At 39.7% G+C, this 23,764-nt stretch carries 21 protein-coding genes; 8 read left to right on the top strand and 13 right to left on the bottom strand.

The window, feature by feature from the left end; genetic code table 11:
* Positions 1-19 precede the first annotated feature (19 nt).
* The 3 genes from MKX49_RS09890 to MKX49_RS09900 are packed head-to-tail and all read left to right on the top strand — an operon-like array spanning position 20 to position 2,352.
* Positions 20-529 (top strand): aromatic-ring-hydroxylating dioxygenase subunit beta, encoded by a 510-nt coding sequence (locus tag MKX49_RS09890; protein ID WP_048678819.1) that lies wholly within the window; start codon positions 20-22, stop codon positions 527-529.
* A gap of 34 nt (positions 530-563) precedes the next feature.
* Positions 564-1,352, top strand: a complete 789-nt coding sequence (locus tag MKX49_RS09895) for an SDR family NAD(P)-dependent oxidoreductase (RefSeq protein WP_222619771.1) — start codon at positions 564-566, stop codon at positions 1,350-1,352.
* 40 nt (positions 1,353-1,392) lie between these two features.
* Complete coding sequence (locus MKX49_RS09900; protein ID WP_340876277.1) at positions 1,393-2,352, top strand: VOC family protein; 960 nt, start codon at positions 1,393-1,395, stop codon at positions 2,350-2,352.
* 297 nt (positions 2,353-2,649) lie between these two features.
* Here the strand turns inward: MKX49_RS09900 and MKX49_RS28405 are convergent, their stop codons facing one another.
* Genes MKX49_RS28405 through MKX49_RS09910 form a run of 3 tightly spaced genes read right to left on the bottom strand, consistent with a single transcriptional unit; the run spans position 2,650 to position 3,251 of the window.
* A complete protein-coding gene (locus tag MKX49_RS28405) occupies positions 2,650-2,922 on the bottom strand; it encodes an FCD domain-containing protein (protein ID WP_445670160.1) in 273 nt (90 codons plus the stop codon).
* A complete protein-coding gene (locus tag MKX49_RS09905) occupies positions 2,873-2,995 on the bottom strand; it encodes a hypothetical protein (RefSeq protein ID WP_262868817.1) in 123 nt (40 codons plus the stop codon). The genes MKX49_RS28405 and MKX49_RS09905 overlap by 50 nt, the downstream gene beginning before the upstream one ends.
* Positions 2,985-3,251, bottom strand: coding sequence for a GntR family transcriptional regulator (locus MKX49_RS09910; RefSeq protein ID WP_262868818.1), 267 nt, complete (start codon positions 3,249-3,251; stop codon positions 2,985-2,987). Before MKX49_RS09910 ends, MKX49_RS09905 begins: the two co-directional genes overlap by 11 nt.
* A gap of 457 nt (positions 3,252-3,708) precedes the next feature.
* Between MKX49_RS09910 and MKX49_RS09915 the strand changes: the two genes are divergently transcribed.
* Positions 3,709-4,701: a D-cysteine desulfhydrase gene (locus tag MKX49_RS09915; protein ID WP_262868819.1), complete on the top strand. Its 993-nt coding sequence runs from the start codon at positions 3,709-3,711 to the stop codon at positions 4,699-4,701.
* A gap of 620 nt (positions 4,702-5,321) precedes the next feature.
* Here the strand turns inward: MKX49_RS09915 and MKX49_RS09920 are convergent.
* From MKX49_RS09920 to MKX49_RS09940, 5 genes are all read right to left on the bottom strand, one after another.
* Positions 5,322-6,959, bottom strand: coding sequence for an amidohydrolase (locus tag MKX49_RS09920; RefSeq protein WP_340876279.1), 1,638 nt, complete (start codon positions 6,957-6,959; stop codon positions 5,322-5,324).
* Between the two features lie 41 nt (positions 6,960-7,000).
* Positions 7,001-8,344 (bottom strand): APC family permease, encoded by a 1,344-nt coding sequence (locus MKX49_RS09925; RefSeq protein WP_340876280.1) that lies wholly within the window; start codon positions 8,342-8,344, stop codon positions 7,001-7,003.
* Positions 8,345-8,574: 230 nt separating this feature from the next.
* A complete protein-coding gene (locus tag MKX49_RS09930; RefSeq protein WP_340878514.1) occupies positions 8,575-10,194 on the bottom strand; it encodes an amidohydrolase in 1,620 nt (539 codons plus the stop codon).
* A gap of 33 nt (positions 10,195-10,227) precedes the next feature.
* On the bottom strand, positions 10,228-11,571 hold the full coding sequence (locus MKX49_RS09935) for an APC family permease (protein WP_340876283.1): 1,344 nt from the start codon (positions 11,569-11,571) through the stop codon (positions 10,228-10,230).
* Positions 11,572-12,069: 498 nt separating this feature from the next.
* A complete protein-coding gene (locus MKX49_RS09940) occupies positions 12,070-12,951 on the bottom strand; it encodes a MerR family transcriptional regulator (protein WP_323599527.1) in 882 nt (293 codons plus the stop codon).
* Between the two features lie 444 nt (positions 12,952-13,395).
* On the opposite strand from MKX49_RS09940, the gene MKX49_RS09945 reads away from it, so the two are divergent.
* Both MKX49_RS09945 and sigH read left to right on the top strand, forming a co-directional pair.
* Positions 13,396-13,899, top strand: coding sequence for a DinB family protein (locus MKX49_RS09945; RefSeq protein WP_340876286.1), 504 nt, complete (start codon positions 13,396-13,398; stop codon positions 13,897-13,899).
* A gap of 607 nt (positions 13,900-14,506) precedes the next feature.
* Positions 14,507-15,157, top strand: a complete 651-nt coding sequence (sigH, locus tag MKX49_RS09950) for an RNA polymerase sporulation sigma factor SigH (protein ID WP_063591239.1) — start codon at positions 14,507-14,509, stop codon at positions 15,155-15,157.
* 233 nt (positions 15,158-15,390) lie between these two features.
* Here sigH and MKX49_RS09955 read toward each other — a convergent pair whose 3' ends face one another.
* Together MKX49_RS09955 and MKX49_RS09960 are read right to left on the bottom strand one after the other, a co-directional pair.
* Positions 15,391-15,705 (bottom strand): iron-sulfur cluster biosynthesis family protein, encoded by a 315-nt coding sequence (locus MKX49_RS09955; protein ID WP_048681548.1) that lies wholly within the window; start codon positions 15,703-15,705, stop codon positions 15,391-15,393.
* 237 nt (positions 15,706-15,942) lie between these two features.
* Positions 15,943-16,851 carry a LysR family transcriptional regulator gene (locus MKX49_RS09960; protein WP_048681546.1) on the bottom strand — a complete coding sequence of 303 codons (909 nt, stop codon included), beginning with the start codon at positions 16,849-16,851 and terminating at the stop codon, positions 15,943-15,945.
* Positions 16,852-17,167: 316 nt separating this feature from the next.
* Between MKX49_RS09960 and MKX49_RS09965 the strand changes: the two genes are divergently transcribed.
* Together MKX49_RS09965 and cysI are read left to right on the top strand one after the other, a co-directional pair.
* On the top strand, positions 17,168-18,985 hold the full coding sequence (locus tag MKX49_RS09965; RefSeq protein ID WP_340876289.1) for an assimilatory sulfite reductase (NADPH) flavoprotein subunit: 1,818 nt from the start codon (positions 17,168-17,170) through the stop codon (positions 18,983-18,985).
* Between the two features lie 26 nt (positions 18,986-19,011).
* Complete coding sequence (gene cysI, locus MKX49_RS09970; protein ID WP_340876291.1) at positions 19,012-20,730, top strand: assimilatory sulfite reductase (NADPH) hemoprotein subunit; 1,719 nt, start codon at positions 19,012-19,014, stop codon at positions 20,728-20,730.
* Positions 20,731-20,840: 110 nt separating this feature from the next.
* Here the strand turns inward: cysI and MKX49_RS09975 are convergent, their stop codons facing one another.
* The 3 genes from MKX49_RS09975 to MKX49_RS09985 form a co-directional block, all read right to left on the bottom strand.
* Positions 20,841-21,392, bottom strand: a complete 552-nt coding sequence (locus MKX49_RS09975; RefSeq protein WP_340876292.1) for a RidA family protein — start codon at positions 21,390-21,392, stop codon at positions 20,841-20,843.
* Between the two features lie 196 nt (positions 21,393-21,588).
* Positions 21,589-22,674, bottom strand: coding sequence for a Ger(x)C family spore germination protein (locus tag MKX49_RS09980; protein ID WP_340876293.1), 1,086 nt, complete (start codon positions 22,672-22,674; stop codon positions 21,589-21,591).
* The gene (locus MKX49_RS09985) at positions 22,671-23,762 is read right to left on the bottom strand and encodes a GerAB/ArcD/ProY family transporter (RefSeq protein ID WP_048680650.1); all 1,092 of its coding nucleotides are present in this window, start codon (positions 23,760-23,762) and stop codon (positions 22,671-22,673) included. The genes MKX49_RS09980 and MKX49_RS09985 overlap by 4 nt, the downstream gene beginning before the upstream one ends.
* Positions 23,763-23,764: the final 2 nt, after the last annotated feature.

Here is a 23,764-nt window from a genome sequence, read left to right on the forward strand (position 1 = left end):
AACGGGAGGGGGAACGGAAATGAATGTGGAGAAAATGTTGCTCAAATGTCAATTTGAACAATGGCTGTATGATGAAGCTCAATTACTGGATGATATTGAATTTGATGATTGGTTCGATTTAATGCACTCGAGCTTACGCTATCAAATGCCTGTACGTGTTAATAAAGAAGGGGTGGAACGCCCGGATTATTCAACGGAAATGTTTACATTTAATGATGATATTGAGCTGCTGAAACTGCGAGTGGATCGTTTGAAAACGGATTATGCATGGGCGGAAATACCGCCATCAAGAACACGGCGTTTTGTCTCAAATGTACGCGTTAAAGACTATGTTGAAGGTGAAAAGGCAGTCGTCAAGAGCTACCTGCTCATCTATCGTAGCCGCAGCACGGATATTCAACATGATCTGATTTCGGGGGAACGAAATGATGAATTTATTTTCGAAGAAGGTAAATGGAAACTTTCCAAACGAATATTCATTGTTGATCAATCAACGATAAATACCAGAAATCTTGCTATCTTCGTATAATGTTGACTTGGTTAAAAAGAGGAGGCTGGTTACAATGGCAATGGCGTTAAAGGATAAAGTAGTGTTGATTACCGGTGGCAATTCAGGTATCGGGGAGGCTGTCACTAGACGTTTCATACAAGAAGGGGCAAAAGTCAGCATCATCGGCCGCTCGATAGAAACGCTAAAGAAAATGAAAGCGGAATTTGGTGAAGAGATTCTCATTAACCAAGGCGATGTAAGCAAATATGAAGACAATGAGAGGGCTGTCCAGGCCACTGTCGAGCAATTTGGAAAGCTGGATGTTTTCGTTGCCAATGCAGGAGTCTTTGATGGATTTGCTAAATTTGCCGACGTAACTCCCGATGCACTTTCCGATGCATATGATTTTCTGATCGATATTAACGTTAAAGGATCCTTCTTCGGTGCTAAAGCCGCTCTTGAAGAACTGCAAAAATCGAATGGCAATATTATTTTCACCGTGTCCGGTGCCAGTTTTTATCCGGATGGCGGCGGGGTGTGGTACACAGCAAGCAAGCATGCCCAAATAGGGCTGATGCGCCAACTTGCCTTTGAACTCGCTCCTAACATCAGGGTGAATGCTGTAGCGCCTGGTGGCACTCTGACCGCATTATCGGTCATTCCTCCCCTTCGTCCATTCGTTAAAATCGTGGATAATGAAACGAAGGCAAATAGCATAAAAAAAAGAAACCCTCTTCAGCTTGCACAGCTGCCCGAAGATCATGTAGCTGCATATGTCCTATTGGCATCAGACGCAGCGCGTGCAATTACCGGTGAAGTCATCTCCAGTGATGGAGGATTGTCCGTTCGCGGACTGGGTTGAGTTCATAATAAAATAAACTATGGGAAGTAGGTTTATTAGTATGGCTGAATCACTATTGGGCAATAGGAATATTAATCAACTCGCATTTGTTGTAAAAGATATTGAAGCTGCTAATCTAGCTTTCACAAGACTGCTGGGCATTAAGAAGGCAGAACCATTTCTAACTGGTGACAGTTCTGTTTCGAAAGTCACTTTTAGAGGTGTACCAACGGAATCGCAATCCAAACTGGCTTTCCTGAATACGCCGACCGTCCAATTTGAACTCATAGAACCCGATAAAAATCCAGGAACGATGCGTGAGTTCCTGGATGAAGTAGGTGAAGGGATCCACCATATAGCTTTTGATGTAGACTCTATCCATAAGAGGCTGCCAATCATGGAGAAAAATGGTTACCCAGCTTTGCAAACGGGTGAATTCACTTCAAGTGACGGCCGATATGTATATGTGGATACACTAGATGATCACAAAACGTTAGTTGAATTGCTTGAAAGTGCGGAGCCAAGAGAAACGGCATGGGAAAGACCGGAAGATGACAGCATTCAGCCGCTACTAGGGACTAACAAAGTGGAACAGCTTGCGTTTGTTGTCAAAGACCTTGATGCGGCTTCAGATGCATATTGTAAGTTGTTGGGTGTTGAAAAACCTCCCATCATCCATTCTAGTTCATCCGATATTACAAACGTGATTTACAAAGGGAAGCCCACTGAAGGCAAATCAAAATATATGTTCATCAATACTCCGTTCATTCAAATTGAATTGATCGAGCCTGGCGAATCACCCAGTACGTGGAAAGATCATCTTGAAACATATGGTGAGGGTGTTCACCACATCTCTTTTGTCGTTAAAGACATGGAGGCTAAAATGAAGATGCTGGAAGAAATGGGCTATCCGGTCATACAGTCTGGAAACTTTTTTAACGGAAAAGGCCGGTATGCCTATATGGATACAAAAGCGACCTTTAAAGTGATTATTGAATTGCTGGAACGTTTTGATGAGTAAACAAGTAACAATGATCATCAAAAGGTGTTTGGATGAATTGTCTGGGCAATTGGAACTTACATAATTAGAAATAAGAACCCCAAGGGTCATTCAATCGAAAAACCTAACCGTTTTCCCACCTAATCAGCTGATTAACTACCTAGAAGCGCAACCGTAAAAAGCATACAAGGCAATGGTCGGGAAGGGGACTTCAACCATGGCCTTGTACGGTTCGAATAAAAGTGAAAAATTTAACATCAATATGGATCGTATTGACCTTTATTGATTTTTCTACATCTTTGTCACGAATTGCCTGGATTAACTGTAAGTGCTCGTTGTTTCGTTTCTCATATCAAGAATTATCAACCAATGTAACATCCTCGTTACGGGCCGATAAAAAGGAAATTGAAAAGAAAGCCATGATGAATCTGTAGTCGTTTGGAGAAAGGTATTTCTCGAGTAGGAATAAAATAAGCGGTGAAATTCAATGTTTGCACGAATTTCCGCTATTCGGTCATTTTTATTTATTGCTTGTTGCAGTTTACCCGTTGCCCATTCCAGTCTTTTTCTCCTCTTCCGTAATTCCTTCACAGTCTTTTTGTATAGAATGGTTTTCGAGCATTTTACTGATTTCCAATTCCTCCTGCAAAAGTTCAATATCCACATTGGATATGACCATCCCTATGCACAGTTTTCACCTGAAGCAAATTTTCCTGTTCCAATTTCCCCAAAGCTTCACAAACCGGTGTACGGCTACAATTGAATTGCTGGGCGATATCATCTTCCGTTAAACGGACTCCGGGTAAAAATATCCCTTCAATGATCGCATTTATAATAACAAAAAATATAGCTTCCCTTAAGGGCTTAGAATAATAATGTTCTATTTGTTCTGTACTATATTGATAGTGACTGGTTTCCATGGTGTTTCTTGAAAAATATAAAAGTATATTTATTTATCTTAAAAAACGAGTGAAGTCATTTCAACGCTTCATACTTTTTATTATTTATAAAATTCAATGGGATGGATGAAACTACTATTACTAAAGACGCTCAAAAGGCTATCTGTCCATATTGGCAGGGGATAAATCAGGGAAGCCCCCACCCATGCTGTAGGGAAACTGCCTGATACTTTTGCGGAAAAAAGGTGGTCATAGAATAAGCGGAAGCACTAATAGTAGGTTTTGATATCATTTTGCCCTGACGAATGATGGATATGAAAATTCTTTTTTACAGATAACCATGCTAGAAGGGAGATTCATGTTGCTCGATTACATAAAGATGCTATGATTGAAATCGAAGCTTATTTTAAATGAAAGAGAATATCAGATTGATATTTTCTTTCATTAATATACATAGAGGAAGCAGGAGGAGTTATTAATGAACTTAGCACAATTCCCCAGGAAGCGATATACACCGACATATACACCAGTTGAGAGACTAGATCATTTTTCTGAAGTTCTCGGGGGCCCATCCATTTACGTTAAACGAGACGATATGCTTGGTCTGACGGCAGGCGGAAATAAAACAAGGAAACTGGAATTCCTTGTTGCCGATGCTTTGGACAAAGGCGCGGATACATTGATTACATGTGGAGGCATTCAATCCAATCATTGCCGCTTGACACTAGCTGCTGCGGTTAAAGAGAAAATGAAATGCATCCTTGTGTTGGAAGAGGGCCTTTCAAATTCTGAACCGGATTTTAACGGTAACTATTTTCTCTACCATTTATTAGGCGCTGAACAAATCAAAGTAGTGCCTAATGGAGCTGACTTAATGCAAGAAATGCAAAAAGTGGCTAAAGAGGTGACAGAGAAAGGAAATCAACCTTACATCATCCCTGTTGGGGGATCCAATGTCATTGGTGCGACGGGATACGTTGCATGTGCTCAGGAGATCTTGGCCCAGTCCTTTGAGCAAGGAATTGATTTGAAAGCAGTTATTTGTGTAAGCGGCAGTGGAGGAATGCATGCTGGTTTGGTGGCAGGATTTCATGGAAATCACAGTGGAGTATCGGTAATTGGAATAAACGTAAGCAGAGGGAAAGCTGAACAAGAAGAGAAAGTTTTTCAGCTTGTTAAGGAAACTTTAACACATATCGGCATTCCGAATTCAATTCCTCGTGAGGCTGTTACGTGTTTTGATGAGTATGTCGGCCCGGGTTATGCTTTGCCTACACCTGAAATGGTGGAAGCAGTCAAGCTAATGGCAAGAACGGAAGGGATATTGCTGGATCCGGTATATACGGGGAAAGCGGCAGCGGGACTCATCGATTTAATACAAAAAGGCACCTTTAAGCCGGAGGATAACATTCTATTTGTTCACTCTGGCGGTGCTTCATCGCTATACGCCAATACGTCTCTCTTTAATTGAGATTTTACGAACCAACTGGTTCGCCGGCACCAGCTGGTCTAAAGTAATCATTTCAAGTTGATCTCGTTGAATAGAATGATGTTCCGAAAGCATCCTCATCCCCTCAAATTTTTTAATAGATCTATTTTAAAACAAGGCTCTTTTCGTAAAGATTGATGTTTTTAAAACGAAACTATTAAAGGTTGATTGGAGCGGAAGTGCGAGACTCCTGCGGGAGCAGCGGGACAGGTGAGACCCCACAGGCGTTTACGCCGAGGAGGCTCACCGCCCGCCCCGCGGAAAGCGAGCATTTGGAGGGGAAATCAACCACAACTCACTACCTGGTAAATAGCAACAAAGTATGTGAAAATAGCCTAAAACAAAAAAGACTGTAGGGAAAAGTGTTCTATCTAAAAGGTAAGTCAAAGTTGATTGGAGCGGGTGTACGAGACTCCTGCGGGAAAAGCGTGTCTAGGGGAAGACCCCACAGGCGAAAGCCGAGGAGGCTCCCCGACCGCCCGCGGAAAGCGAGTGCCCTACGTTCCAATCAACGTCCAAATTGTACTAGTCATAAAAAAGGACAAACTCGATTTGGAGTTTGTCTACAGTCTGAGAGGATTCTACAGTTGTAGAATCCTCCTTTAATGGTACTTTTCGATTAAAGATGTCGTATGATCAAAAACAACTTTTCCATCAACGATCGTTAGCTGTACCTTTGTATTGGGAATTTCTTCTACTGGTATTTCAAAGAGATTTCGTTCTAATACTACGATATCAGCAAGTTTTCCTACTTCTAATGTTCCCAATTCCTTCTCCCTAAAGGAACCATAAGCTGATCCGGCTGTATAAGCTTTCAATGCTTCGGCAAGTGTGATGCGCTCATGTGGATGCCATACCGTTTTTCCGCTGCTGTCGATTCTCGTTACTGCCCGATAGATTTGCAGAAGCGGATCAAGGGTATCGATTGGGAAGTCCGTTCCGAATGCCAATTTCGCTCCGGCTTCTTGCAGTGTATTAATCGAGAAAACATACTTTTCTCGTTCTGTACCAATCCGCTCGGTATAAACACCTCTTTCAGACATCGCAAAGTGATCCGGCTGCATTGAAGCGGTCACGCCTAGCTCTTTGAAACGATGAATATCATCAGGGTGGATCACTTCAATGTGTTCAACAGAATGACGCGAATCTCGTTTACCGTTTGTCTTTTGCGCTTCCTCATAGGCATCTAAAGCAAGGCGAATCGCTCCGTCGCCAATTGCATGAAAACGAATGCTGAAGCCTTCTTTATCAGCATCAACGACCCATTTTTTGATTGTTTCAGGAGGGAACGATGATTCACCTCGTGTATTCGGTTGATCAGCATAAGGTTCAAGTAAATAAGCGGTACGGGCTGTAATGACGCCATCGATAAATTGTTTAAGTCCTGACACACGAAGTTTGTCCGATTGATACGTATCTCGTAATTTTTTGACACGTTCAAGATTGCCATTTAAAGCTGGCCATAAATGAATACGGGCAGTTAAATCTCCATTGTCTTCAAATTCTTTGAAAACATCATAATCATTAAGCATTTCCAATGCTTCTATTGCGAATAAGTCGTGGACGGATGTTACTCCTAAACCAGCCGCATGAGTGAGGAAATTCGTGAAAAGTTCTCTCTTTTGTTCTTTTGTAAAATCATAGGCATGGAGGATAACCGCTTCCATTGCTTTTTCGTATAAAAGACCATTAGGTTCCCCATTTTCGTCTTTTCCAATCATTCCATACGAAGGGTTTTCCGTATGACGGGTAATATTAGCGATTTCAAGTGCCTTTGAATTTACCCATGCGTAATGACCTTCGGCGTGAAACATAAGCACCGGACGGTCGGGGAGAATGCGGTCCAATGAAGACCGATTCGGTAATTGCTGCGTATCCCAATATCCTGCATCCCATGAAGCGCCGATTAACCAAGGATCTTGCGGGCGCGATTCGGCAAATTCACGAATCATTTCCAACGCTTCTTCTTCTGAACGGGCTGGGAATAAATTGGCACTATTCATCGAAACAGCCCCATCCATCATGTGAAGATGGAAATCATGAAAACCCGGTAGAATTAATTGGTCATTAAATTGATGGATTTTGGTATTCTCGCCTGAATAAGGTTTAACCTCCTCTTCAGAACCAACCGCAATAATTTTATTGTCCTTAATCGCAATCGAGGCGGGCTCCGGTTGATCAGAAAGTCCTGTAAATACAGCATTACTTGAAATAATTACATCAGCTAGTTGTTGATTCATTATCTATCATTCCTTTCAATTCTATAGAATGGCTTCTATTATTAAGCTTGTTCAATGGCAAGCTCAGGAGGCGGCTGTCTAAACATTTTTGTAAGGTTAAGAAGGTACACAAATCCGATCGCAAACCAAGTTCCTCCCAGTATTAACGAATAGATGTCTAACTTTATCCAAAAGAAACCTGTAAGAGAAGCACCAATTAACGGAATGATAAGGTACCGAATGGTCCCCATTAAGGAACGCTGCTTTTTTCGGAAATAATAGTGAGCGATAACCGAAATATTAACGAAAGTAAAAGCGAATAATGCACCAAAATTTATAAGAGATACGGCAGTTGTAAGGCTTAAGAAAAGTGCGCTTAGAGCAACGCCTCCTATAATTAATATGTTGAAGACAGGTGTACGATATTTAGGAGAAAGATATCCAAATATTTTGGCAGGAAGTACACGTTCACGTCCCATTGCAAATAAAATACGTGAAGCACTTGTTCCTGACGCAATAGCTGATGAAAAACTTGACATGATTCCTTCAGCGAGCATATAACTTATCAAAAAGTTACCCCCGATATACATTGCAATTTCCATATAGGCAGCTTCCGGGGCTTTAAATGATTGGTAGTCAGGCCAGACAAGCTGTAAAAAGTACGAACCGATAAAATAATATAATCCACCAATGATTGTTACAAGATAAATGGCCCTAGGTATGGATTTTCGCGGGTTTTTCGTTTCTTCAGAAAGAGTTGTTACTGCATCAAATCCTAAAAAGGAAAAGCATAAAATAGGGATGATGGATAGGAAGCCCGGCATATTTATATTTGAATCAATAAACGGGAGGGTCGAAAAAAGCGTTCCTGCACCTTGACCATTTAAAAGCCCCTTTATTGAAAAAATGATGAACAACGCAAGTGTTCCGAATTGCAAGAATAGAAGCCCCATATTAAGCTTAGCCGCTACCTTAATACCGAGAATATTTATAATCGTAACCGTGACGATAAAGAGAATAATCCAGACGTACATAGGAATTAAAGGGAAATAGGCTTTCATTGCAATTCCTAACAATAGAGCACTGATCATTGGACTGAACATATAATCCAGTATAATGGTCCAACCTACGAGAAAACCAATGTGAGGACTTAGGGATTTTTGCGTAAACGTATAGGCTGCACCCGCATTTGGAAAGGCTTTGACCATTTGCGCATAGCTGTAGGCTGTAAATAGCATAACGATAAAGGCAACGATATAAGCAGTAGTGATCATCCCGTTCGTGCTATGAACAGCAACTCCGTATGTTGAAAACAAAGTAGTTGGGGCCATAAAGGCCAAACCAAAAAACACAACATATTTTAATGGAAGTGAGCGTTTAAGAGTTGGTGAGTTTGAATTATTCATATATCAGTCCCCCTATTTAAATGGCCATCATAGTCATTCTTTATTCCAATGCCATACTGATTCTGCAAAGCAGACCGATCTCCATGCCCAACTTTTCTATAGTTTTTATTTTCCATAGAATGGTCTATTTTCGTATTGAATTTCTAAAAATAATAAGTTGCATATTAAGTAAACGTTTGATGACAAAGATGTACATCCGCTAGTTGATCCTCTTATTCCGAATCGTTTACTTATCTTACTAAAGACCCGGCATAATCATAAACTACTTGACCGTCAACCATTGTTAACAGTACCTTTATATCTGGTATTTCTTCCACAAGCACTTCAAAGAGATTTCGTTCCAAGACGATAATATCAGCAAGTTTACCTGCTTCCAATGTCCCTAATTCCTGCTCTCTAAATGTACCGTAGGCTGGGCCACTGGTATAAGCTTTCAATGCTTCGGCAAGTGTGATGCACTCATGTGGATGCCATACCGTTTTTCCGCTGCTGTCGATTCTCGTTACTGCACGATAAATTTGGAGGAGCGGATTCAAAATATCAATTGGGAAGTCCGTTCCAAAAGCCAGTTTCGCACCGTTTTTTTGTAAAGTATTAATCGAGAAGACATACTTTTCTCGTTCAGCACCAACTTGTTCGGTGTAAACACCTCTTTCAGACATCGCTAAGTGATCTGGCTGCATTGAGACCGTAACACCCAGCTCACTAAAACGATGAATATCATCTGGATGAATAACTTCAATGTGTTCGACGGAATGTCGTGAATCTCGTTTACCATTTGTCTTTTGCGCTTCCTCATAGGCATCTAAGGCAAGACGGATTGCTCCATCTCCAATCGCATGAAAACGAATGCTGAAGCCCTCTTTATCTGCATCAACGACCCATTTTTTGATCGTTTCAGGAGGGAAAGACGTCTCACCGCGTGTTTCTGGTTGATCCGCATAAGGCTCGAGTAGATAAGCTGTACGGGCGGTAATGACACCATCGATAAATTGTTTAAGTCCCGACACACGGAGCTTATCCGATAGATATGTCTCTCGCAATTGTTTGGAGTGCCCAAGATCGCCATTTAATGCAGGCCATAAATGAATACGCGTTGTTAATTTACCGTTGTCTTCGAATTCTTTGAAAACATCTAGTGATTCTATTGTTTTTAAACCATGTAAGTCATTGACAGAAGTCACCCCTAAGCTTGCTGCGTGTGCCAAGAAATTAGAGAAGATTTCATTTTTTTGTGAATTTGAAAAATTAAAGGCATGGCGGATAACCGCATCCATTGCTTTTTCATATAAAATACCATTGGGTTCGCCATTTTCATCTTTTCCTATAATGCCATAGAAAGGATTTTCCGAATGACGAGTAATATTAGCAATCTCCAAAGCTTTCGTATTCACCCATGCATAATGGCCTTCAGCGTGAAACATGAGTGCCGGACGGTCTGGAAGAATATGATCCAATGAATGGCGAGTCGGTAATTGTTGTGTATCCCAATAACCTGCATCCCAAGTAAATCCGATTACCCATTGATTTTCCGGTTTTGATTCGGCGAATTCGCCAATCATTTCCAGCGCTTCATCTTCTGAGCGAGCGGCGAACAGATTGACACTATTGAGGGCAACGGCACCTTGCATGATATGAAGGTGGAAATCATGGAATCCCGGCATAATTAATTGGTCTTTAAACTGATAGATTTTCGTGTGCTCACCTGCGCAGTGTTTAATTTCTTCCTCAGTACCAATCGCAACAATTTTGTTGTCCTTAATTGCAATGGAGGCGGGTTCAGGTTGGTCGGAAAGACCAGTAAATACAGTATTACTTGATATAATTACGTCAGCTACTTGTTGACTCATCATCAATCATTCCCTTCTTTTATAGCTCTATTATTAAGCTTCCTCAAAGGCAAGCTCAGGAGGCGGCTGCCTAAACATTTTCGTTAAGTTTAATAGATAAATAAATCCGATAAGAAGCCAAGTTCCACCTAGTATTAGTGAATGTTTATCTAGATTTATGAAAAACAATCCAATTAGTGCTGCTCCAATAAGCGGGATAATCAAATATTGAATCGTTCCTTTAAAAGATCTCTGTTTCTTTTGAAAAAAATAGTAAGAAACAACTGAAAGATTCACAAAGAAAAAGGCGAATAACGCACCAAAACTAATAAGTGATACAGCTGTCGTTAGATTTAAGAAAAGAGCGCTTAATGCAATCCCGCCAATGAGTAAAATATTGAACACAGGTGTCCGGTATTTCGGTGATAGATAGCCAAAGATTTTTTTCGGCAATACATTTTCCCTTCCCATCGCATACAAAATACGAGAGGCGCTCGTTCCCGATGCAACGGCTGAAGCAGTGGTGGAAGTTAGCCCCACAGCTACAAAGAAGCTCACAAAAATGTTTCCGCCTATATACATCGCGATCTCTAAATAGGCGGATTCAGGGTTAGTGAAAGAATGGAACTCTGGAAAAATTAGTTGTGCAAAATAAGAACTTGTGATAAATAAAAATCCGCCAATCATCGTTATGAAATAGATCGCTTTTGGCAAAGTTCTCGTAGGATCCTTCGTCTCCTCTGACAGAGTAGTTACTGCATCAAAGCCTAAAAAGCTAAAACATAGAATTGGGATAACAGATAGGAGAGCCGGTGCACTAATTTCAGGATCATAAAAGGGAACGGTGGAAAATAATGTCCCTGTTCCTTTTCCTTCAAGAAGACCTTTAATGGACAAAATAAAAAATAGTGCAAACAATAAAAATTGTAAGAAAAGCATATACGTATTAAGTTTCGCTGCTAATTTAATGCCAAGGATGTTGACAGCAGTAATAATCACAATAAATAAAATAATCCAAACAAACATCGGAATGGATGGAAAATAAGCTTTCAATGAAATTCCGACGATTAGGGCGCTGATCATCGGGCTAAATATATAATCAATGATGATTGTCCAACCAACGATAAACCCTATATGTGGACTTATAGATTTTTGCGTAAACGTATATGCTGCTCCTGCTTTTGGGAACGCTTTCACTAATTGGGCATAGCTATAAGCTGTAAATAACATGACAACTAAAGCAATGGCATAAGCCGTTGGCATCATCCCGCTGGTGCTGTCTACAGCAACCCCATATGTTGAGAAAAACGTTTTTGGAGCCATGAATGCCAATCCGAAAAAGACGACATACTTCAAAGTAAGAGTACGTTTAAGAGTTGGTGAATTCGTATTTTCCATTAATCAATCCTCCTTGTGAATTTTTTACTAACGATCGTACACATTCATTAATGTGCACTTAGTGAATAAGCGGATTATTCGGATTATTTAATTTAAAATTCCGTAAATTCAGTCAATGGAAAGGTTATTTGTCTGGATTCATTTAAGGATAACCAATATAAATAGTAACTACTTGTGAACGGATACAACTTGAGCTCTGACTGAATGCTTTTAACCATTTTTTCATAATTGCCTGTCCTCCAATCGGCCGCACAGAGGAGTTGGTAAAGAAGAGTAGCATAATGCAAGGAACAACATGGCCTTGTCTTTTTGATTTCACACTTTTTAATAAAAGGTATCACTCCTTAGAACAAAATGATTTTTCAAAATAAAAGTTTGCTGTTTTCATTTAGGAATGCATCACTCCATTCAATATGTATAAATCCATTATAAAGTCTCGTCTAACACGAGAGTAAATAGCTTCGATACAAAAAAACAGCCTTCGAAATGATAATACTTTCATTTCGAAGGCTGTTCACTTGTTACTTTTTCTTGAATCGGAATTTGTATTTCATAATAAGCTTCATCATATTGATCGGTCAGAGAAACGTCAACCTGCATAATTCGAAAGGCGTCACCGGTAATAATATAGTCATGAGTATCGCAATAATGGAGTTGCTTTTTTAGCTGGGTTAGCATTTTCTCCCTTGTGAGTCCTCCATAATAGGAACATAAAAATAGCCCATTTTCAATTTTTTGGGTTGGTTGCTCTGACTCCTCACCCTGAACAAGAATGAATGATTGAGATTGATAGTCACTTAGGTTAGCGGAAAAGTCAGATGATTGACGAATTTCATCAAAATACTCTTTCTTGATGAAATCTCCAAATTTATTGCTGGCCAAAGCAGGGATGATTCCACCAATCTTGTTTTCGAGCTCCAAATATCCAAAATAAAGATTTTCTGTATCCGCCCAACTTACCGATCTGTCTAGCTGGATGTATTCCCGTTCTTCAAATTGTTTTATCACGATATCCGAATTGCTGTAACTGTTTGTGAAATGTTCAATATTGTATAATCGTGTCATCAAAATATTATGGATACCTTGCAATTTCTTAATTTCTTCCTGTATATTAGCCATTGATTTTTGAAGTGATTGAACCGACTTTTTGACATTGCGATCCGTAAGAAACTGCTTGATTTCTTCTAAGGAAAACCCGATGCTCCTTAACTCTTTGATCGTTCCGAGAACCTCATACTGGGAAATGGAGTAATAACGATAGCCAGTTTCGGGGTCAATATGAAAAGGCTTTAGCAATCCAATTTTATCGTAATGGCGCAACGTATCTACGGTTACACCTCGCAACTTCGCCATTTCTCCTATACTAAGCTTATTTTGCATGGCTTTTCTCCTAACCAATACTGAATTTATATATATTAATTTATATATATTAATAACATGATTTCCCCCTATTATAAAGTAGCGATTCCTGTTGTGTATAGCTAGTGGCAGGAATATTTGTAGAGTACCGCATTCATAAAATTGCAGTCACAAACTTAGACGTCAAGTATTCGATTTAAACAGGGTTAACCATTTCAGCTCTTGAAATGAGTATACTTTTTTGGACTTAAAGGATTAAAATGCAGAAGAGGTAGTACAGTTCAACAGTTTTTCTTGGAAACTTGTAACCGAAACTTCCAGGCGGCCAGTACAAAGCAAAAGCAATGGTTTTCCAATTAGAATGGATATTATTTATTGCATGTTTAATGAGGAATTTGTAATGAGGGAACATATGTTTTATAATGTACTTTAAGTAATTATCAATCGAAATAGGGGAGGTATTATATGTATATTTCAATTTCAGATTTTATTAAAGAATGGAATAAAGAAGCCATACTCACTCAAAATGTCTTGGATAGTTTGACTGATAAATCCTTAGAACAACAAGTTTATCCTGAAGGTCGCACTTTAGGAAGGATTGTGTGGCATTTCACGACGAACATTCCAGATTATCTAGCTCATTTCGGGTTAAAGATAGACCGGATAGAAAGTTCGGAAAATGTTCCATCTTCAGCCCGCGAAATTGCCATCACTTTTAAAAATGTAAGTTCTCATGCAGCCAAAATTATTGAACAACAATGGACAGACGAATCCCTGGGACAAATACAAGAAGCGTTCGGAAGACAGGAAACAAATGCTTCCATCCTTATGGGGCTAATCAAGCATATTGTTCATCATCGCGGACAAGTTACGGTTCTGATGCGTCAAGCAGGAATTAAACCTTCTGGGGTTTATGGACCGCCAAAAGAAGATTGGATTCATTTAGGAGTGGAAAATCCACCGCTTTAAGGACTTATGAATGCTTAAGTTAGGATCTTCTACATACCGGGACATTGGCGAATAATTAAATCCAGTACTCCATTTTATGACTGAGTTAATAATATGTTTTAGCATCCTTTGAAGGGTGCTTTTTTATTTTGCGAAAGAAGGGTTTAAATGAAATCAGCTAATTTAGAGACGATGTTTTAAATGAAACCCTTATTTTTCCATCTAAAGCTAATGAAGGTAGGATAGATTCTTTCATCTCCTTTTGATTAGGCTCTATTAAATCATTAGTGCAGAATAGTACTTTAAGATTATTATTATAATCATGCTATTTGTAAGCCGCCATATGCTGAACCCCCACCATAATTACCACAACCACCGGTACAACTATATCCGTCAATGATAAAGGAGTTAAACAAAACGACTATAATGACGAAATCTTTACCCAATCAATTAAAGCTGACTGAAAGTTTCTAGTTATAAATATCTGGATTTTGTTGAAAAATGTCGTTATTTGCGAATATCATTATCGTCATTTCTGAGATATTATAATATTGAATGCACTTTAATACATTGAAGTAATAATGCGTTCTTTATATCGGGGCTCAATTAAGTGAGTGGAGGAAAATAAATGAGTGTAATCATCGAGAAGAAACGTATGGAAAACTATACTCATATGGAAGATGCAATGTTGGTAGGGAAAATCCATAATGGTGATGAGGATGCACTGGACTTTTTAATCAATAAATACAGATGTGTCGTTCAATCAAATGCATTGAAGTATTTTTTAACGGGTGGAGATAAGGAAGACGTCTTTCAGGAAGGGATGATTGGGCTATATAAGGCCATTCGAGACTACAAAAATTGCAAAAAGGCGTCTTTCAGATCATTTGCGGAACTGTGCATTACAAGACAAATCATAACGGCCGTTAAAGCGGCTATTCGCCAAAAGCATTCTCCCTTAAATAATTATGTTTCATTGTATATGCCTATCCATCAAGGGGAGTCGGAACAGGGTCTAATTGATCTAATCCCTGAACAGAGACAAAATGACCCAGTCACGATCTTAATAAAATCAGAAGAAATTTGTGATATTGAGCTAATTTTAACCGAAGTCCTTAGTGAGTTGGAAAGCAGTGTTGTGGACTTGTACCTGGAAGGAAAAACTTATTTAGAAATATCAAAGGAACTGAATGTTCAAAAAAAGACGATCGATAATGCACTTCAGCGGGTAAAAAGGAAGCTGGAGCGGCACCTCGAGTCCAGAAGAGTGGAAGAATAATAACAATCATTCTTTAAACTTTCGGTCAGTATTAATTTGTAAAATAACAGTGAAACAATTAATAGAATAGATAAAAGTACTTGTTAAAGCATTTTCCTGGTAATGGAGCAGTTAGTGCAGTGCTATCCTATGGGAAATAAAATCCCTCTAGGTAAATGCCGATAAAAAATTCTCTAAGTATGACCAAAAAAAGCCCTACTGAAACAGAAGGGCTTTTTACTATATTCATTTTTTTAATTCACTCTCTTCAATTGGAGATTATACCTCAATGTTTCATCGTCTGAATATAATTTATATCCAAGTCCGTCACTGTAATTGAGGAAGACTTTATCCGGAAGATGCTTTTTAGACTCACTTGAAATTAATATGGGGACTCCAGCAATTATAAATCTCTCATCATCTTCGTTCTTATTATCAATTTTCAATTCATGTTCCACATAAATTGAACAGCTCCCAACATAAATGGCTTCGATACGAATACCTTCATTCTCCTTATAATTCACTTTTAATAGTTGTTCAATCGCTGCTTCTTTAATCTCAATATTCATAAAACCCGCTCCCATATTATTTTTTATCTATACAATCTTCTATTTATTCGTATACCCAATTGTTTATAAGTTAATGTACATGAGAATGACAAGTTTGGATTTACTGAGACTTCTTATTAAGTATAATAAAGCCGATGTTCCCGGTCATCAGGCTTATGATTGTTTAATAAAATCACAAATTAGATCAAAAAACATGTGTTAGTAACTCCATCTTTGGAATAGCTTTCTTTGCAATGATCATCCTATCGGCTTTGCTTTCATGGGCCACTTTTTGTTTAATTCAGTTATAAAAGTCTTTACATTTTTTTTATCTTTCATAATGGGGGAATAGACGTAAGAAAGTGTCCTGTTAAAGGATTCATCTTTTACCTGAATGATAGAAAGGATTTTATTTTGTACATCCCTTTCAATGACACTTCGGGAAAGCAGGGCCAGCCCTGATCCGTTTTTTATAAGTGTTTCTTTAATTCCTTGATTGCTGCTTATCGTGAGTATCGATTTAATTTTCAAACCATTTGAACGTATGACATGATTAAGGTATTCTCTTGTACCAGATCCAACTTCCCTCGTTACCCATGCTTGGTCATGTAAATCAGTAATCTCCACATCGTCTTTATTAGCAAGTCCATGATTGTTAGAAGACACAATGAATAGCTCATCTTGCATGAATGGGTGAACAGAAAGCTCTTTTTCGTTCGTTTGACCTTCGATTAAACCAATATCCACTTTGTATAGCCGAACGGCTTGAACGATTTCTTCCGTGTTCCCAATTACCACTTGAAGTTCAAGTTCAGGATATTCCTCTTGAAGGTCGATGAGTAAAGAAGGAAGGATATACTCTCCTATTGTAAAACTTGCACCTATCTTTAATTCGCCCTTGATGGACCTATCGTGTTCCTGTATGTCTTGTCTGGTCTGTTCATAGATTGTAATCATTTGCTTCGCCCGGTCGTAAAGAATTTCTCCCGTTAAGGTGACTTTCAAAAATTTAGGAGAACGGAGGAATAATTTGGTTTGGAACTCTTCTTCTAATTTTTTAATATGTAAACTAACACTTGGTTGCGACATAAGAAGAATTTCTGCTGTTTTTGTAAAATTCTTGACTTCCACAAGGGTCACAAATGTTTTTAAAGCATCATAGTACATAGAAATTTCTCCTTATTATTAATATTCTTAATAGTTATAATAAATTATATATATTTTACTAATGATGTACCTTCCAGTAAAGTTTTAATGAGAAACTTATTTTAGGAAGAGTATAGGCTGGGAAAGCTATTGTCCTTTGTTGCGTGCTATGAACCTATATAACTGTATTTTTCATTTTTTTTGCAGTTAAAACCGACTTGGTCTATAGGAGTAAACGAGTTAATTAATTTATGGATCGAAATAAAATTTTTAAACCCACTCGTTATACATAATAATCAACTAAGATAAGTTAATATTCCTTTGTGAGGTGGAAATCGTGCAACTTCAGGTAAGTAACAGTCCCTTTAATCAAGAGCAAGCAGAACTCCTTAACAGCCTGCTGCCAAGCTTGACCGAAACACAAAAAATTTGGTTGAGCGGTTATCTGACTGCATCTTTGTCAGTTTCGAACTCAAGTTCAGCCGACGCCCCGGTATTGGAAGCTCAAGGCGGCGGGAAGACAATATCAAAAGAAGTGACCATCCTGTATGGTTCACAGACGGGCAATGCTCAAGGGCTGGCAGAAAATGCGGCGAGTAAGCTTGAGGGTAATGGCTTTCAGGTTACCATTTCTTCCATGAGTGACTTTAAAGTCAACAATTTGAAAAAAATCGAAAATCTTCTGATTGCCGTTAGCACGCATGGAGAAGGTGATCCGCCGGATAATACATTGTCTTTCCATGAGTACCTTCATGGCAGGAGGGCACCAAGCCTTGAGGGTCTCCGCTATTCGGTATTGGCGCTTGGGGACAGCTCATATGAGTTTTTCTGTGAAACGGGAAAACAATTCGATAAACGCTTGGAGGAACTTGGGGGGACACGGTTATTTCCGCGAATGGACTGTGACCTTGATTATGATGAGCCTGCTTCCGAATGGCTGGAAGGAGTCATTTCCAGTTTAAGTGAAGGGCAAGTCGGTTCTGCTGCTGCAGTTCCCGCAGCAAAAGCTTCTGTAGGTGAACAAACTTCTTATTCGAGAACAAATCCGATTAAAGCGGAAGTGTTGGAAAATATAAATTTGAACGGCCGTGGCTCCAATAAAGAAACTCATCATCTTGAGTTATCTCTTGAGGGCTCAGGCCTTACATTCGAACCTGGTGACAGCCTTGGCATTTATCCGAAAAACGATTCGGATTTAGTGGATATGCTTCTTATGGAACTGGATTGGGATCCTGAAGAAACCGTGAAGGTCAATAAGCAGGGGGAACTTCGTCAGCTTAGGGAATCGCTCATCTCCGACTTTGAAATAACGGTATTGACCAAATCGCTCATTGAACAAGCGGCACAGCTTTCTGGTAACGAGGATTTAAAGGAGCTTTTAAAGCCTGGTAATGAAGAAGGGTTGAAAGAATATCGAGAAGGCCGTGATTTGCTTGATTTTGTCCGTGATTTTGGTTCATGGGGTGAATCGGCGCAAGAGTTTGTATCGATCCTTCGGAAAATGCCAGCCCGTCTGTATTCGATTGCGAGTAGCTTATCCGCCTATCCGGACGAAGTGCATTTGACAATCGGAGCTGTCCGGTATGAAAGTCATGGTCGGGAAAGAAAAGGGGTCTGCTCGATTTTATGTGCGGACAGATTACAGCCAGGGGACTTGCTGCCCATTTACATTCAGCATAACCAGAACTTTAAGCAGCCAAAGAACCCAGACACGCCAATTATCATGGTTGGACCGGGAACGGGCATTGCCCCGTTTAGATCCTTTATCCAGGATCGCGAAGAATCGGAAGCGAAAGGGAAAACGTGGCTCTTTTTCGGCGATCAGCATTTCGTGACGGATTTCCTATATCAAACTGAATGGCAAAAGTGGTTGAAAACAGGTGTACTTACGAAAATGGATGTGGCCTTTTCCCGCGATACGGATGAAAAAGTGTATGTTCAAGACCGGATGCGCGAGCAAAGCGCGGAATTATACGAATGGCTTCAAAAAGGGGCAGCTGTATACATTTGCGGTGACGAGAAAAACATGGCACATGATGTCCATAATACGCTTATTGAGATCATTGAAAAAGAAGGCAATATGAGCCATGCTGATGCGCAAGCTTATCTTGAAGATATGCAACAGAATAAACGCTATCAACGTGATGTGTATTGAAATTTGGAAGAAAAGGAGATAACAACATGGTGAACCCACTATTGAAAGCACCAGCAGGCCCGCCAAGTGATGTTGAGCAAATTAAAGAAAGAAGCGATTATTTGCGAGGTACACTTGGAGAAGTGATGCAGGATCGGATTAGCGCCGGTATTCCGGATGATGACAATCGACTGATGAAACACCACGGCAGCTATTTGCAGGATGATCGGGATCTACGTAATGAGCGTCAAAAACAAAAACTGGAGCCTGCCTATCAATTTATGTTGCGTGTCCGCATGGCCGGCGGGGTTGCACAGCCTTCTCAATGGCTTGTTATGGATGACCTTGCCCAGAAATACGGTAACGGAACCTTGAAATTGACAACAAGGCAGACGTTTCAAATGCATGGTATTTTAAAATGGAATATGAAAAAAACCATTCAGGAAATCCATGCTTCCATGTTGGATACAATCGCTGCATGCGGGGATGTAAACCGAAACGTAATGTGCAATTCGATTCCATTTCAATCCGAAATCCATTCCGAAGTATATGAATGGTCGAAAAAATTGAGTGATTATCTATTGCCGCGTACAAGGGCGTACCATGAAATCTGGCTGGATGAAGAAAAAGTTGTCGCTACTCCGGAATTGGAGGAAGTCGAACCAATGTACGGAAAGCTTTATTTGCCAAGGAAGTTTAAAATAGGCATTGCGGTCCCGCCATCCAATGACATTGATGTCTACTCCCAAGATCTTGGCTTCATAGCAATTGTTGAAAATGGAAAACTTGTTGGTTTTAATGTGGCGATCGGCGGCGGTATGGGAATGACCCACGGTGACAAGGCGACATATCCTCAACTAGCCAAGGTAATCGGCTTTTGCCAGCCAGACAAAATACTGGATGTGGCTGAAAAAATCATTACGATTCAGCGTGATTACGGAAACCGATCCGTACGGAAAAATGCCCGGTTCAAGTATACGGTTGACAGGCTTGGGCTCGAACCGGTAAAAGCTGAACTGGAAAATCGTCTAGGATGGAAGCTAGGGGAAGCAAGAACTTACCATTTTGATAATAATGGCGACCGCTATGGATGGGTAAAAGGCATGCAGGGTAAATGGCATTTTACACTATTTGTCGAGGGTGGCCGAATTGCCGATATCAATGATTACAAGCTGATGACCGGTTTGCGCGAAATCGCAAAGATCCATACGGGTGATTTCCGATTGACTGCCAATCAAAACCTGATCATTGCAGATGTGTCAAGCCAGAAAAAGAAAAAAATCATAGAATTGCTTGAAACATACGGTTTGACGGATGGTGCACATCATTCGGCGCTCAGACGCAGCTCGATTGCATGCGTGGCGCTTCCGACATGCGGGTTGGCAATGGCCGAAGCAGAGCGTTATTTGCCGGTTCTGATTGATAAAATCGAGGCCATCGTTGATGAAAACGGCCTGAGGAATGAAGAAATCACGATACGTATGACTGGTTGCCCGAATGGCTGTGCCCGGCATGCACTCGGTGAAATTGGTTTTATCGGTAAGGCACCTGGTAAATATAATATGTATCTCGGTGCGGCATTCGACGGAAGCCGATTAAGTAAAATGTACCGTGAAAACATCGGTGAAGAAGAGATATTAAAAGAGTTGCGTGTACTTCTTTCCCGTTATGCAAAAGACCGTCAGCAAGGAGAGCATTTCGGCGACTTCGTCATCAATGCAGGCATTGTCAAAGAAGTGACGGATGGAACGAATTTTCATGATTGATTAAAACAAATGAGAGACAGGAATAATTTCCTGTCTCTTTGGGTATTCAAAGGTTTTCCGGAGTGGCTGGAACACCAATATGTTGATTCATGACCATACACATCTATCTTCTATTTATTTGACTTGCTGTTATTTTTATAGGCTACTTCTGCTTCAATCTCAATTAGGAAATCCGGCGAAACCAAACTTTCAACGCCTACTGTTGAACGAGCTGTTTTCACTGGATTTTCTTTTGTATTAAAGAAAAGAGCGTAAGCATCGAACCAACCTTGATAGTCTGGCGTACTTCCCTTGTTTGGATCTGGCGCGACATACACACGCAGATAGGTTACATCAGCGAGGGAAAGTCCTTTTGTTTTCAAATCTGCTTTTAATTTCTCTAAGATTCCGATTGCCTGCTTTTCTGTATTGCCATATCTCTCATAAGTGGTTTTCCCATCCTTGTTTAAAAGAGGAGCTACCGTTCCGCTAAACAATAACCGGTTATAACTTTGAGGCACAGCAACTGAACTGGAAATCGCAGAAGTTGGGGACCCAAAAAAGGTCACTTTATCCGATTTTAATTCATCTTGTTCGTTACCTGCGGAAGCAAATGAGTATCCTGCGATTAAACTTATACTTAATACTAAGGCAGTGATGATCGATTTCATAGGTGTTTTCATATAGTCAGCTCCTGTTATTTATGTAACGACGATAGGTAGATAATCAGATTCATTTATCCGGCTAACCACAATTCTTGCTGTTTCAAAAGCATCTGCTAGCCATGCAGTTAAATAACTGAGCTGTTCACCAGCAATTTAATATGAATGTAGTTTTTCCAATCGGATGAAGATTTCTAAATGGCATATCGATAATTCATCATTCTGAGACCCCGGTTTGGATGATGTTAACTTTGGTTTCTATATTAATGTCCATTGTCGGATAAATCTTTTTCCAATGTTCATAGGTCAATTTTTTATTTTTGGCGTGATATTTTTCCTTCAGCCCAATCGGATCAAGGGATTTTTCCTGAAAATCTTTCATAAGACGGTTTGCTTGCTTGGTTATATCAGCTTCCATTTCCTTTTCAATTTTTTTTATCATCTTTCTATTGGTAAGGTTTTCACTTCGCATGGATTCCTTGATTTGTCCTTTAATTTTAATCTTGATCGTGATCGAGGGATTTCTCTCTGAGCTGGATACCTCATAACTTGAACCGCTTCGGATACTTTCCACTACAATATCGCTTTTTCTCTTGTCTTTTAATTTGAATTTATATATTCCCCGCCTATGATGTTGAACTAATGTTTTGAAGATGAACATATCATCCGTGGGGACTTTGCTGACCATCTTATTTTCATGAAATAGGGCGGCTCCAGAAACCGAAACTTCATTATTGATTAATTTAAATAAAGGAAGAAACGAATCGCCGCCATCTTCTAGAGAGTTTCTTAAAAAAAGATGGAGGTTAGTATCCGGTCCATTACCTGTTTCAATTTGTTGATTGATCAAACCTGATAAAAAAATTCCAATATTCACATTCGTATTTGATGGTTTCGAATTTATGACATTCTTGACCTTTCCTTCAACGATGGCCAAAATGACCCTGTTTCCAAGTTGTGGTTCACGGTAGAGATAATCGGTCAGTTCTGTCATTCCGATTTCCCGAACCATTTTCTCACTGAATAAAATGATGCGTGTCTGTCCAAGCAATACCGGCTTATCCGCTTTTTTGGAAACGACAGCCTGGACATCACTTGTTGTCGTCGATGTTCCGCTTAAGATTTGATATTTACCCATCATGTCCTGCTGGAAGATAGGGATGACGAACATTCCTTCGACATTATCATTCTTCAGTATGTCGTAGCCAATGGCCTGGGACATATTGACTTCATCCACCACTCTTGGCTCGGCACAGCTGCAAAGGAGGGGCAAAGCCAAGATAACAAGAAATAATTTTCTCATATACGTTTCCTCATTTTCTTTATATAGATGATGGCCAAAAGAAGAGGCAAGTATAAAGCAATAAAGAGTACGCCGTATGGATCGATTATTTTATTCAATATATAGAGGGAATCGATATCAAAAATAAATATATTGGTAAGCAGGATAATAATCGACATCCCCCATAATGGATATTTTTGCTGAACATTGAACAAGCGCTTGAAACCTCTGCTTGCTGACCACAAGGCGATGGTCATGTTGGGTATGATAATGATGGCCCACCAAGAAACATCTATATACTCAAATCGCTGGATAAAGGGCAATTCGACAACGCTGGTCATTGACAATGTCGGCCATATAGTCAGTTCCAACTGTTTTTGTGAATAAAAAACAAGTGAAACCAAATAAACGAATACGGTTATTAAGGTTGTCGTTAAGGCCCCCCAATGGGCATATTTTTGTGAAGTTTTAGCATTTTTGATGAACGGATAATACATCACGATCATTTCAAAACCAAGCAGCGTCAATGAAGTACCTCTGGTTCCTTTCAATATGTCCAATAGAGTGTGATGGAAAACAGGAAGCAAATTGGTGAATTCAGAGTATTTCATGGCATAGAATAGGACAAATAAAAGCCAGTATGTCAAAAGGACGCTTAAAAAGGCAATACCTGTAATTGTTCGGAATCCTCCCGTATGAATATAATAAATCAAAACTAGGAAGACCACTGAAAAAGCCCAAGATGGTACCTCTTCAAACATCCATACATGTATGACATTTATATAGCTAATCATGACTGTCATCCCGAGGAAAAAAAAGTAAAGAATGAATAATAGGCTGAAGAAATTTCCCATCCATTTCCCGAATGCTTGATTATTTGCAGAAATGATATCACCAGGAACGATACTGAAGATTTTATATATGACCCAAATCATTATATGGACGATCAGGCCGGCCAGTAGGATCGAAATCCAGCCATCTGTTCCCGTTGTCTTCGCTAAAACTCTTTGAAAACTTAAAACGCCTACTCCCGTTTGCATGGAATGCACTAAAAAAAACGCATAGAACGGTGACACTTTATACTTTTCATTAACACCAGCTTGGTTCATAT

The organism is Peribacillus sp. FSL M8-0224 (assembly GCF_038003055.1).
In the GTDB taxonomy this organism is placed as follows: domain Bacteria; phylum Bacillota; class Bacilli; order Bacillales; family DSM-1321; genus Peribacillus; species Peribacillus frigoritolerans.

Bases quoted from the DNA above. Each gene is read 5' to 3' on its own strand.
- MKX49_RS09890 (WP_048678819.1), top strand. From the start codon at position 20: ATGAATGTGGAGAAAATGTTGCTCAAATGTCAATTTGAACAATGGCTG.
- MKX49_RS09895 (WP_222619771.1), top strand. From the start codon at position 564: ATGGCAATGGCGTTAAAGGATAAAGTAGTGTTGATTACCGGTGGCAAT.
- MKX49_RS09900 (WP_340876277.1), top strand. From the start codon at position 1,393: ATGGCTGAATCACTATTGGGCAATAGGAATATTAATCAACTCGCATTT.
- MKX49_RS09910 (WP_262868818.1), bottom strand. From the start codon at position 3,251: ATGGAAACCAGTCACTATCAATATAGTACAGAACAAATAGAACATTAT.
- MKX49_RS09915 (WP_262868819.1), top strand. From the start codon at position 3,709: ATGAACTTAGCACAATTCCCCAGGAAGCGATATACACCGACATATACA.
- MKX49_RS09920 (WP_340876279.1), bottom strand. From the start codon at position 6,959: ATGAATCAACAACTAGCTGATGTAATTATTTCAAGTAATGCTGTATTT.
- MKX49_RS09925 (WP_340876280.1), bottom strand. From the start codon at position 8,344: ATGAATAATTCAAACTCACCAACTCTTAAACGCTCACTTCCATTAAAA.
- MKX49_RS09930 (WP_340878514.1), bottom strand. From the start codon at position 10,194: ATGAGTCAACAAGTAGCTGACGTAATTATATCAAGTAATACTGTATTT.
- MKX49_RS09935 (WP_340876283.1), bottom strand. From the start codon at position 11,571: ATGGAAAATACGAATTCACCAACTCTTAAACGTACTCTTACTTTGAAG.
- MKX49_RS09940 (WP_323599527.1), bottom strand. From the start codon at position 12,951: ATGCAAAATAAGCTTAGTATAGGAGAAATGGCGAAGTTGCGAGGTGTA.
- MKX49_RS09945 (WP_340876286.1), top strand. From the start codon at position 13,396: ATGTATATTTCAATTTCAGATTTTATTAAAGAATGGAATAAAGAAGCC.
- sigH (WP_063591239.1), top strand. From the start codon at position 14,507: ATGAGTGTAATCATCGAGAAGAAACGTATGGAAAACTATACTCATATG.
- MKX49_RS09955 (WP_048681548.1), bottom strand. From the start codon at position 15,705: ATGAATATTGAGATTAAAGAAGCAGCGATTGAACAACTATTAAAAGTG.
- MKX49_RS09960 (WP_048681546.1), bottom strand. From the start codon at position 16,851: ATGTACTATGATGCTTTAAAAACATTTGTGACCCTTGTGGAAGTCAAG.
- cysI (WP_340876291.1), top strand. From the start codon at position 19,012: ATGGTGAACCCACTATTGAAAGCACCAGCAGGCCCGCCAAGTGATGTT.
- MKX49_RS09975 (WP_340876292.1), bottom strand. From the start codon at position 21,392: ATGAAAACACCTATGAAATCGATCATCACTGCCTTAGTATTAAGTATA.
- MKX49_RS09980 (WP_340876293.1), bottom strand. From the start codon at position 22,674: ATGAGAAAATTATTTCTTGTTATCTTGGCTTTGCCCCTCCTTTGCAGC.
- MKX49_RS09985 (WP_048680650.1), bottom strand. From the start codon at position 23,762: ATGAACCAAGCTGGTGTTAATGAAAAGTATAAAGTGTCACCGTTCTAT.